This is a genomic window from Gordonia sp. UCD-TK1, from assembly GCF_001691435.1.
GTDB classification, from domain to species: domain Bacteria; phylum Actinomycetota; class Actinomycetes; order Mycobacteriales; family Mycobacteriaceae; genus Gordonia; species Gordonia hongkongensis.
This window is the reverse complement of sequence record NZ_LZMP01000050.1, coordinates 1-12008: the sequence shown is the minus strand read 5'-3', so window position 1 is coordinate 12008 and position 12008 is coordinate 1. Positions and strand designations below refer to the sequence as shown.

Annotated in this window: 8 protein-coding genes; 6 read left to right on the top strand and 2 right to left on the bottom strand. The window is 67.7% G+C overall.

The annotated features are described in order from the left end of the window. Positions 1 to 300 precede the first annotated feature (300 nt). Positions 301 to 858, bottom strand: a complete 558-nt coding sequence (locus tag A9310_RS21135; protein ID WP_065632254.1) for a vancomycin high temperature exclusion protein — start codon at positions 856 to 858, stop codon at positions 301 to 303. A gap of 173 nt (positions 859 to 1031) precedes the next feature. On the opposite strand from A9310_RS21135, the gene A9310_RS21130 reads away from it, so the two are divergent. The 6 genes from A9310_RS21130 to A9310_RS21105 all read left to right on the top strand — a co-directional run bounded on the left by A9310_RS21130 (position 1032) and on the right by A9310_RS21105 (position 11672). Continuing rightward, positions 1032 to 2405 carry a wax ester/triacylglycerol synthase family O-acyltransferase gene (locus A9310_RS21130; protein WP_058249642.1) on the top strand — a complete coding sequence of 458 codons (1374 nt, stop codon included), beginning with the start codon at positions 1032 to 1034 and terminating at the stop codon, positions 2403 to 2405. Between the two features lie 229 nt (positions 2406 to 2634). Next, positions 2635 to 6306 (top strand): (Fe-S)-binding protein, encoded by a 3672-nt coding sequence (locus tag A9310_RS21125; protein WP_065632253.1) that lies wholly within the window; start codon positions 2635 to 2637, stop codon positions 6304 to 6306. A gap of 134 nt (positions 6307 to 6440) precedes the next feature. After that, entirely contained in the window at positions 6441 to 7694 is a 1254-nt protein-coding gene (locus A9310_RS21120) for a pyridoxal phosphate-dependent aminotransferase (protein WP_004022424.1), read from the top strand. Between the two features lie 141 nt (positions 7695 to 7835). Then, positions 7836 to 9617 (top strand): SDR family oxidoreductase, encoded by a 1782-nt coding sequence (locus A9310_RS21115; protein WP_065632252.1) that lies wholly within the window; start codon positions 7836 to 7838, stop codon positions 9615 to 9617. Between the two features lie 5 nt (positions 9618 to 9622). Further along, entirely contained in the window at positions 9623 to 10525 is a 903-nt protein-coding gene (locus A9310_RS21110) for a metal-dependent hydrolase (RefSeq protein WP_058249928.1), read from the top strand. 22 nt (positions 10526 to 10547) lie between these two features. Further along, entirely contained in the window at positions 10548 to 11672 is a 1125-nt protein-coding gene (locus tag A9310_RS21105; protein WP_065632251.1) for a PDR/VanB family oxidoreductase, read from the top strand. Between the two features lie 127 nt (positions 11673 to 11799). On the opposite strand, the gene A9310_RS21100 is transcribed toward A9310_RS21105, so the two are convergent. Beyond that, on the bottom strand, positions 11800 to 12008 hold a 209-nt coding region (locus tag A9310_RS21100; protein WP_175401187.1), incomplete at its 5' end, for a transposase.

Here is a 12008-nt window from a genome sequence, read left to right as displayed (position 1 = left end):
TGAAAAGTTCTGCGCGCCACGATGCGGGAGTCGTGATCGACCACAGCGACAACTTGCTTTTTCGACGCCAGATCAATCGCTGCGACCGCGTAGTCACGGCGCACGATGCCCCGGAACTTGCTCAACCGATCGTTGCGACGCTTGTCTCCACGACTCAAACGACTAGCCTTAGACATTGACATCCTCCTTTTGTGGTTGGGATAACCAAGCCCCTTATGACCACATCAGGAGGATGTCCCAGTTACCAGCCCTTCCAGCTATTACTAGGTGCGAGGAGCGATAGCGACGAGCCACGAAGGGTCACCCGACCGCCGTCAGCATCGCCCGCGGCCCGGCGAACACCGTCTCGCGGACGTGGTTCCGGGCGAGAGTCCAGGCGGGACAGTCACATCGGGCCGCGACACCGCGCGCGTCGACGCCCTGGTCGCGGCACAACGCGATGGCACGGCGCAGGTGGAAATTCTGCGTCACGATGACCACCTCGTCGACGCCGAACACCTCGCGGGCGCGTCGGCAGCTCGCCGCGGTGTCGAGGCCGGCCGGGTCGTCGACGATCGCCCGCGGGTGGACACCACGTTCCTCGAGATAGCTTCGCATCACCGCGGGTTCGTTTCCGGCCTCCTCGGAACCGTTGCCCGAGTTGATGATCCGGTCCACTCCCCCGGACCGGTACAGCTCCAGCGCCGTGTCGAGCCGGCCTCGCACGTAGTCGCCGGGCGAGCCGTCGTCGTAGACGAGGGAACCCAGCACCAGCAGCGTGGACCGGCGGGCCGGCGCCGTCGCGTCGTCGATCCTGCCGACCGACGAGAAGTACATCCAGGTGACGGCCAGGGTGATCCACAGTTCGACCAGCACCATCAGCACCGGTACGACGAGACGAGCACCTGACCTCACCCCTACAACGTAGGGGGACCGACTCCCAACATGCCCATTCGAGCCCCGACCCGGCAGTCGCTCCGTGATACTGAGGGGACCTCGGTCGCGCTCAGCCTGTGCGCGCATCCATTTCGTGGTGTGAAAGTGATGGTGCGATGCCGTACATGCCGGTCACCTCGTCGATGTTCCTCCTCGCCGAGACGCGGGAGCAGCCCATGCACGTGGGCGGACTCCAACTGTTCGTACCGCGCGAAGGACAATCGTCGAGCGAACTCGCCGAAGAGATCATCGAAGCGTTCTGCGGCTGCACCGAAGTCCATCCGACCTTCCGCAAACGGCCGGCGGTCCCGGTGACCCTGCTGGGCAACGTGGCGTGGTCCTTCGACGACGAGATCGACTTCGACTACCACGTCCGCCGGACCGTGCTCCCCCGCCCCGGCCGCGTCCGCGAGCTGCTGCGATACGTCTCCCTCAACCATGGGGCCCTGATGGACCGGTTCCGACCGATGTGGGAGATCCACGTCATCGAGGGTCTCGACGACGGCCGGGTGGCGCTCTACAGCAAGATCCACCACTCCGTCGTCGACGGCGTCTCCGCGTTGCGCCTGCTCCAGCGGACCTTGTCCGACGACCCCGACGACCGGTCGGGTACTGCACCCTGGGACCCGGCGCTGGTCGAGCGTCGACCCCCGCGCCCCTCGCCGAGTCTGCGCAGCCGGGTGTCCGGCCTGGCGAACGTGGCAGGCCAGGTCGCCGGCCTCGGGCCCGCGGCCGCGAAGGTCGCGGTGGCCGGCCTCCGCGACCCGGAGTTCGTCGCCCCACTTGGACGGGCCCCGCGCACGATTCTCGACGTCGCGATCGGGAGCGCCCGCCGATTCGCCTCGCAGCAGTGGGAGATCGACCGTCTTCGGGCAGTGGCCGATGCCCGGAACATCACCCTCAACGACGTGATCGTCGCGATGTGTTCAGGAGCCCTGCGGTCGTACCTCATCGACCAGGACGCCCTGCCCGACGCCCCGCTCATCGCGGCGGTGCCGGTGTCGATGCACACCGACGGCGATGACGACGGCAACGCGGTGACCGCCATCCTGGTGAGTCTCGCGACCGATGAGCCGGATCCCGAACGCCGCCTGGACAAACTCGTCGAGTCGGCGCGCCACAGCAAGTCGGTGGTCCGGGGCCTTCGTCCGCTGCAGGCGCTCGCGCTGGGAGCGGCGAATTTCGCGCCGCTCGCCTTCGCGACCGTGCCCGGCTTCGTCCAGTACGTCCCCCCGCAGTTCAACATCATCATCAGCAACGTCCCCGGGCCGTCGAAGCACCTGTACTGGAACGGCGCCCGCCTCGACGGCGTGTACCCGGTCTCCATCCCGACGCAGGGCCTCGCGCTCAACATCACCGTGACCAGCACTGCCGAGCACATCAACTTCGGGCTGATCGGCGCCCGGGCCCAGCTCCCGAGCCTGCAACGCCTGCTCACGCACCTCGACACGGCGCTGGAAGAACTCGAGAAGGTCGCGCGAACCCGGTGACGTCTCCGGGCACCCGCGGCCCGGACGTGGCCTCGGACACCCTGACTCGACAGTAAGTTACTCGCGAGTATCATCGGATATGAGGTAGACCAGCGTAATTAGGCCAGCCTTGGCAGCGCGCCGGTGGCGCAACGAATTACGGTTACCTGTAGTACACCGCCCCGTGGTACCCAGCCTCGCGTTCCGCGACCGGGGGCGGACGACCTAGACGAAAGGCCGGTACGCGCCCGTGACTACCACGACGATTGCCATCGGCACGACAGCCGCGGTGATCAGCCTCCTCTGCTGGTACCTGTTCCTCGGTGGCGTGGTGCGGATCTTCCGCACCATCAAGCTCGGGCACAAGGTCGACAGCTCCCGCTTCTGGCCCATCCTCCCGCGCTTCCTGACGATGATGAAGGAATTCATCGTCCACACGCGCATGGTGAAGTTCCGCACCGTCGGCTGGGCGCACTGGCTCGTGATGGTCGGCTTCCTCGGCGGATTCCTGCTGTGGTTCGAGGCTTACGGACAGTCCATCAACCCGGAGTTCCACTGGCCCGTCTTCGGTGACACCTTCGCGTGGCACCTCTGGGACGAACTCCTCGGCATCGCCACCGTCGTCGGCATCATCGTGCTGATCGTGATCCGCCAGCTCAACCACCCGCGCGTCCCCGAGCGGTTGTCGCGCTTCGGCGGTTCGCGCTTCGGACCGGCCTACTTCGTCGAGGTCATCGTGCTGCTCGAGGGCCTGGGCATGATCCTGGTCAAGGCGTCGAAGATCGCGACCTACGGCCACGCGAACGCCTACTCCGACTTCTTCACCATGCAGGTCGCGAAGATCCTCCCGGCCTCGCCGACCCTGGTGTCGATCTTCGCCGTGATCAAGCTGATGAGCGGCATGGTCTGGCTGGCGATGGTCGGCATGAACATCAGCTGGGGCGTTGCCTGGCACCGTTTCTCGGCCTTCTTCAACATCTACTTCAAGCGCGAGCAGGACGGCGGCGTCGCCCTCGGTGCCGCGAAGCCGATGATGAGCCAGGGCAAGGTCCTCGACATGGAGACCGCCGATCCCGATGTCGACGCGTTCGGCGCCGGCAAGATCGAGGACTTCTCCTGGAAGGGATGGCTCGACTTCACCACGTGTACCGAGTGTGGCCGCTGCCAGTCGCAGTGTCCGGCGTGGAACACCGGCAAGCCGCTGAGCCCGAAGCTGCTCATCATGTCGCTGCGCGACCACGGCAACGCCAAGGCCCCGTACCTGCTCGCCGGTGGCCGCAAGGACATGGGCGGCGACGAGGTAGGCCTCGTCGACGCCGACGGCAACGTCCTCGAGGACAAGCTCAACGCGATCCCGGAATCGGCGCGTGCCGAGGCGGCCCGCAAGCTCGTCGGCGAGTCCAAGGGCGATCTCGGCGGCGGTCAGGTCGTCGAAGCCGTGGAGGGTGAGTTCGATCCCGAGGCGCTCGGTGCCGTCATCGACACCGAGACCCTGTGGAGCTGCACCACCTGCGGTGCCTGCGTCGAGCAGTGCCCCGTTGACATCGAGCACGTCGACCACATCCTCGACATGCGCCGCTACCAGGTCCTGATCGAGTCGGACTTCCCGACCGAGCTGGCCGGCATGTTCAAGAACCTCGAGAACAAGGGCAACCCGTGGGGCCAGAACGCCTCCGCGCGCACCGCCTGGATCGACGAGATGGACATCGAGATCCCGGTCTTCGGCAAGGACGTCGAGTCGTTCGAGGGCTTCGAGTACCTGTTCTGGGTCGGCTGTGCCGGTGCTTACGAAGACCGCGCGAAGAAGACCACCAAGGCCGTCGCCGAGCTCCTCGACATGGCAGCGGTGAACTTCATGGTCCTCGGCGAGGGCGAGACCTGTACCGGTGACTCCGCACGACGCGCCGGCAACGAGTTCCTCTTCCAGATGCTCGCGCAGCAGAACATCGAGATGCTCGGCGAGGTCTTCGCGACCGCGCCCGAGCAGCGCAAGAAGGTCGTCGTCACCTGTGCGCACTGCTTCAATGCGCTGGGCAACGAGTACCCGCAGCTGGGCGCGAAATACGAGGTCGTCCACCACACGCAGCTGCTGAACCGTCTCGTGCGCGAGAAGCGGCTCGTCCCCGTCGCACCGCTCGGCGAGGGCGTCACCTACCACGACCCGTGCTACCTGGGCCGTCACAACAAGGTCTATGACGCACCGCGTGAGTTGATGGGTGCGGCCGGTTCGACGCTGACCGAGATGCCGCGTCACGGCGAACGGTCCATGTGCTGTGGTGCCGGCGGCGCCCGGATGTGGATGGAAGAGCAGATCGGCAAGCGGATCAACATCGACCGGGTCGACGAGGCGCTGGACACGCTCGGCGACACGACCGGCGATCAGGTCAAGAAGGTCGCGACCGGCTGTCCGTTCTGCCGCGTCATGCTCACCGACGGTGTCACCGCCCGGACGAGCGGTACCGAGTCCGAGGGCAAGGTCGAGGTCGTCGACGTCGCGCAGTTGCTGCTCGAATCGGTGAAGCGCGACCGGACCGAGGTCAAACTCGGCGGCCGGTTCCTCGGACCGCGTCCCACCCTCGCCGAACCGGAGCCGGAACCCGAGCCCGAGAAGGTGCCCGCGGCGGCGACTGCGTCGGCCGCGGCCACCGAGGCCGCGCCGAAGCCGAAGGTCGGCCTGGGCATGAAGGGCGGCAAGAAGCCGGGCGCGGCGGCCAAGACCGCGGCACCGGAAGCACCCGCCGAGAAGGCACCCGCCGAGAAGAAGCCGGCATCGAAGGGCTTCGGCATGAAGGGCGGCAAGAAGCCCGGTGCCGCAGCGGCGTCGGCCGCCCCGGAGCCGGCAGCCGCCGAGACCGCAGCCGAGGCACCCGCCGAGAAGAAGCCCGCAGCCAAGGGCTTCGGCATGAAGGGCGGCGCCAAGCGTCCCGGTGCCGCGAGCAAGCCCGCCGGTGGTACCGCCGAGCCGGTGCCGGCCGAGGCCGAGTCGTCCGAGGCGGTCAAGGAGGAGGTCGCCGAGGCCACCACCGAGACGCCGCAGGCCGAGAAGAAGCCCGCATCCAAGGGCTTCGGCATGGGCAAGGCCAAGCGCCCGGGTCAGAAGACCACCAACGCGGCGGCCCCCGCCGCCGGGGTGACCGCGCCCGCCGAGAGCAAGGTCGACGAGAGCGAGTCGGCCCCGGACGCCGCCCCGACCGTGGACACGGAATCGGCTTCGGCGACAGCGGGAACGACGACAGCGGAGTCGGCTACCGCGGGATCGGCGACGGAATCACCCGTTGCTGCGGCAACGGAAGAGAAGCCCGGCAAGGCCAAGGGCTTCGGGATGTCCGCGGGCAAGAAGCGGCCCGGCGGTATCGGCAAGGCCGCGGCCAAGCCGGCCGCGGCACCTGCCGAGGCTGCGGACGCCCCCGCTCCCGAGGCGGAAGTCGAACCGGCCGAGACCGCCGAGGCACCGGCTGCCGAGGCTACGGCTGCTGAGACTCCAGCCGCCGAGGCACCGCAGGGCGGCTCGGCCGCCGTGCTGACCGAGGAGAAGCCGGCCAAGGCCAAGGGCTTCGGCATGGCCGCGGGCAAGAAGCGACCGGGCGGCGCGAGCAAGGCCGCACCGGCAGCTGCTCCGACTCCGGAATCGGCTGAGCCAGAACCCGAGGCCCCGCAGGCCGAGGAGGCACCAGCCGAGGCCGCAGCGACCGAAGCGCCTGTGAACGAGGCCCCGGCCGCCGAGGCTCCGGTAACAGAGGCCGACGACGCGGAGACGGCCGAGGTCGAGACCGCGGGCGACGCAGACGACGCCGACACAGAGGCGGCGCCTGCGGCGTCGAGCAACGGTTCGTCCGCCGCTCGCACGGTCGCCGAGACCGGGGCGTCGAAGGCCAAGGGCTTCGGCATCGCGGCCGGCAAGAAGCGGCCCGGCCACAAGTAGAACTCTCAGCAAGGCAGACAGATGTCGTCTTTCGTGGCGCCCATCGCCACGAAAGACGACATCTCTCGTTTCGGGTGACCTCAGCTTCGACACGCGCCAGAAACGCATTTGCCACCGGCTGCGACAATGTACCCGTGAGTAGGCCCCATGTTTCGCACCTCAACCAGAACCTCAAGCCGCTCGAGCAGTCGCTCAAGCTGCAGAACGTGTGCTACGAGATCCGCGGTCCCGTCCACGCGCACGCGCAGCGGCTCGAGGCGGAGGGCCATCGAATCCTCAAGCTGAACATCGGCAACCCGGCGCTGTTCGGTTTCGAGGCCCCCGACGTGATCATGCGCGACATGATCCACGCCCTCCCCTACGCGCAGGGCTACTCCGAGTCGGCCGGTGTCCTGTCCGCGCGTCGTGCCGTGGTGACCCGCTACGAGCTCATCCCCGACTTCCCGTACTTCGACGTCGACGACGTCATCCTGGGCAACGGCGTGTCCGAGCTCATCACGATGACGATGCAGGCGCTGCTGAACGACGGCGACGAGGTCCTGATCCCGGCGCCCGACTACCCGCTGTGGACCGCGATGACCTCTCTGTCCGGCGGGCAGCCCGTGCACTACCGCTGCGACGAGGAGAACGGGTGGAACCCCGACGTCGCCGACATCGCCGCGAAGATCACCGACCGCACCAAGGCGATCGTCATCATCAACCCGAACAATCCGACCGGCGCGGTCTACTCACGGGAGGTCCTCGAGCAGCTCGTCGAACTCGCCCGTGAGCATTCGCTGTTGATCCTCGCCGACGAGATCTACGACAAGATCATCTACGACGACGCCGAGCATGTGAACGTGGCGTCGCTGGCGCCGGATCTGTTGTGCCTCACCTTCAACGGTCTGTCGAAGGCGTACCGCGTCTGCGGTTACCGCGCCGGGTGGGTCGTGATGACCGGACCGAAGGACCACGCGCGCGGGTTCATCGAGGGCATGGGCATTCTGGCGTCGACGCGCCTGTGCGCCAACGTGCCGGGCCAGCACGCGATCCAGGTGGCCCTCGGCGGTTACCAGTCCATCGAGGCCCTCGTCTCCCCTGGCGGCCGGTTGTACGAACAGCGGAACGTGACCTGGGAGAAGCTGAACGAGATCCCCGGGGTCAGCTGCGTCAAGCCCAAGGGCGCGCTGTACGCCTTCCCCCGCCTCGATCCCGAGATCTACGAGATCCACAACGACGAACTGTTCGTCCAGGACCTGCTGCTGCAGGAGAAGATCCTGGTGGTGCAGGGCACCGGGTTCAACCTCGACGACCACAACCACTTCCGCATCGTCACGCTGCCGTGGTCCCGGGATCTGACCGAGGCCGTGGAGCGGATCGGCAACTTCCTGTCGTCGTATCGACAGTGATCCCGCGGAGTTCCGCGAGAAGTCCCTGGTGAGGGCCCGGTCATCCGACCGGGCCCTCACTGCTTTTCCGGGGTCTGGACATTTGTGTAACCGTTGGTAACGTGTACCTCCATCGGCGGGGCACACACAACGAGGTGACAGATGGCTCAACAGGCGATTCGACGACCCGAGTGGCGTCCGGGGACCGTCAGCAACAACGGGATCCGGCTGGCCACCTACGAGCTGGGCGATCCGTCGACACCGACGGTGCTGCTGGTGCACGGCTGGCCGGACACCCACCACCTGTGGACCCACATCGCGCCGCGGCTGGCGGAGCAGTATCACGTGGTCGCCTATGACTGCCGCGGCTTCGGCGAGAGCGACCGCCCCCGGCAGGTCGCCGCCTACCGCCTCGACGAGCTCGCCGACGACCTGTACGCGGTCGCGGAGTCGGTGAGTCCCGACGACGCCGTACACGTGGTGGCACACGACTGGGGATCGGTGCAGACATGGGAGGCCGTCAGCCGCCCGCGCGCCAACGCCCGCATCGCCTCATTCGTCTCGGTGTCCGGCCCCAACCTCGACCACCTCGGTCAGTTCGTCCGCGATCAGGTCGCCAGCCCCACCCCTCGACACCTGCGCAATGTGCTCGCGCAGTCGATGTCGTCGGCTTACACAGGGCTGTTCCAGCTTCCGGTGCTCCCCAACGTGTTGTTGCGCGCGATGGGCAATCCGGCGGTGTGGAAACAGTTCCTGCGCGCGGTCGAGGGCACGCCACCGGAGAACGTCGACGTCGCCGACTCGTTGCGCCGCGACATGGTGAGCGGCCTCGCCCTGTACCGCGCGAACATCCGCGCCAAACTCCTGCGGCCCGATCCGCGGACCACCACGGTGCCGGTGCTCCAGGTGGTCAACGAACGCGACATCGCGCTGCGGCCGGCCATCTACGACATCACGCCGACGTACGTCGCGAAACTCTGGCGCCGCGACACCCCGACCGGACATTGGCTGCCCTACACCCACCCCGACTATCTGACCGATCTCGTCCTGGATTTCCTTGCGGTGCAGACCAACAGTGGAGCCCCGGCCCCGGTCATCGAGCGGGCTCGCCTGTTCACCGAACCGAAACCGCTGGCGGACAAACTCGTCGTGATCACCGGTGCGGGCAGCGGCATCGGACGCGAGACGGCCCTGGCACTGGCCGAACGCGGGTGCGAGCTCGTCCTGGCCGACCTCGACCTCGCGTCCGCCGACGAGACCGCCCGCGCCTGCAAGGCCGCGGGGTCGGCCGCGCACGCCTACCTCCTCGACGTCTCGGACACCGCCGAGTTCGCCACCTTCGCCGCTCGCGTCCGAGAGACCCACGGCATTCCCGACATCGTGGTCAACAACGCCGGAATCGGTTTGGCCGGCGGGGTGTTGGCGGCCACCGACGAGCAGGTCGACCGGCTCCTCGACGTCAACCTGCGCGGCGTCGTCACCGGCAGCCGGGAGTTCGGCCGGCAGATGGTCGAGCGCGGGGTCGGCGGGCACATCGTCAACATCGCGTCGGCCGCGGCGYTCACGCCGTCACGCAGCCTCGGCCTGTACTCGGCGTCGAAGGCGGGCGTCCTCCTCTTCTCCGAGTCGCTCCGCGCCGAGCTCGCCGAACACCGCATCGGCGTCAGTGCGATCTGTCCCGGGCTCGTCGACACCAACATCGTCTCCTCGACGCCGATCGCCGGCCTCGACGCCGAGACCGAACAAGCACGCCGCGATCGGCTCGACCGGTTCTACCAGCGCCGGGGGTTCACGCCGGACCGGGCCGCAAGTGAGATCGTCGCGGCCATCGAGCACAACAAGGCGGTGGTGCCGGTGACCGTGGAGGCGAAGGTGGGATACCGGATCTACCGCTTCGCGCCGTGGCTGTCGCGCATCGGCGCCCGTCAGAACGTCACGGGGTGAACCACATGACGCACACCGAGGATCACGCACACGACGACGCTTCGGCCGATCCCGGCCCCGTCGAACTGCACGCCCGGAACGTGGCATTCGACTGGGATGACGTCCCGCTGCATTGGATTCCCGGCCATCCGGTCGCGTCGAACTTCATCAGTGTGCTCAATCTCCTCCTGCCCGAGGGCGAACGATGGTTCGTGCAGACCTACAACGAGGCCCTGCCGCTGGTCGACGACGAGGAACTCGCCTCTCGCATGCGAGGATTCATCGGCCAGGAGGCGATGCACGCCGAGGCCCACGATCACGTCCTGTGGGAGTTCCTCGATCACCACGGCATCGACCCGCGGCCCTACCAGCTGCAGATGGAGTGGATCTTCCGCAAGGTGCTCGGCCCGCTGGAGGGTGGCACCCAGGCGGCCCGCGACAAACACCTCGTCGAACGCCTCTGGCTCATCGCGGCTTTGGAGCACTACACCGCCATCCTCGGCGACTTCGCGTTGAACAACACCTGGACCCGGGTCGGGGCGCACCCCACGATGACCGACCTGTTCATGTGGCATGGCGCCGAGGAGGTGGAGCACCGCGCGGTGGCACACGATGTCGCCGCGTACTTCGGCGACGGATATCTGCGTCGCGGCCGGGCGATGTTCGTGGTGCTGCCGATCCTGTTGATCCTCATCCAGCGGGGTTACCGATTCATCATGGGCCAGGACAGGTCGTTGTCGTACAACTACTTCCAGAAGACCTGGCATTACCACCGCGGGGTGCGGGCCGGCGTGCTCCCGAAGATGCGGACGATCGTCTTCGCCACCTTCAGCTACTTCCGGCCCGGGTTCCGGCCGGAGGACATCGGCAGCACCGCACAGGCGGTCGCGTATCTCGCGAGCTCGCCGGCCGCGCGCAACGCGGCGTGAGTGCGGACGGGAGAGCAGGGTCATGAACCAACGCGCGCATCCGCATTCGACAACGCTCACGCAACCACCGCCGCACCTGCACGGTCGCTGGCGGCACGATCCGCTGCTCACCGTCGGCACCATGATGTTCCGGGCGTGGTGGCCGGTCTGGCGGCCGCTGTCACCGCTGCGCCGAGGTGCGGTGCGCGACGGGACCACCCGGGTCCGGATCGTCGGACGCGAGGTGGTCGCGCGCGACGAGAACGTCATCGCGCTCACCCTCGCCGCCGCGGACGGTGATGCGCTGCCGAACTGGCACGCCGGGGCGCACATCGATCTGTTGTTGCCGTCGGGACGCATGCGGGAGTACTCGCTGTGCGGTGACACCGCGGATCGGGAGCACTACCGGATCGCGGTGCGCCGGATTCCCGACGGCGGTGGCGGTTCGGTCGAGGTCCACGACTCGTTGCGTATCGGCGACGTCTTCTCGATCAAGGGTCCCCGCAACGCCTTTCCGTTCGCGGTCCCCAGCCACGGATCACCTGCGCGCCGAATCCGCTTCGTCGCGGCCGGCATCGGCATCACCCCGATCCTGCCGATGCTCGCCACGGCCGAACGCTTCGGGCTGGACTGGTCGATGATCTACACCGGCCGCACCGCCGAATCGATCCCGTTTCTCGACGAGGTGGCCGCGTTCGGCGACCGCGTCACCATCCGGACCGACGACGTCCACGGACTGCCGAGCATGGCCGATCTGGTCGGTCCCGTCGACGCCCCCGCCGACCTCGCCGTCTACTGTTGCGGCCCGGTTCCCATGCTGGAGGGGCTTCGCCGTCATCTCGCGACACGCGCCGACATCGAGCTGCACTACGAGCGGTTCAGCCCGCCACCGGTGGAGAACGGCTCCGAGTTCACGGTGACGCTGGCCTCGACCGGTCAGGAGATCCCGGTCGCCGCCGACGAATCGGCGCTCGCCGCGATCCGCCGGGTGGAGCCGTCGGTACCGTACTCGTGCCGGCAGGGATTCTGCGGCACCTGCAAGGTCAGGACGCTGTCCGGCGAGGTCGACCACCGCGACAACATCCTGACCGAGCCCGAGCGCGCGGCCGGGACCATGCTGACCTGCGTATCACGCAGTCCCGGCGGGAATCTCACCCTCGACCTCTGAGCCCTTCTGCTCCCTAGGAGCCTGCTGAATTAGGGTCCAGCCTGGGTTGAGGTTCCTGCTGCGGGGATGTGTCGGTTCCGGGGTGTGGTCGTGGTGATCGATCTAGGTGGGGCGGCGGTGCCGCGGTTCAGGCGGTGGCCAGTGTCCAGGTGCCGTTGGTGGTAGTCAGTCCGAGGGTGATCAGGCGGCGTAGGTTGATCGCGGCGGCGCGGTGGTGCAGCCAGTTGTTGTTGCGTTCGATTCCACGGTAGGGCACCCGCCGGTTACCGCGGGTGAGCCAGGCAATCGTCCGTTCGACGCGGGTGAGCCAGGCAATCGTCCGTTCGACCATGGGTC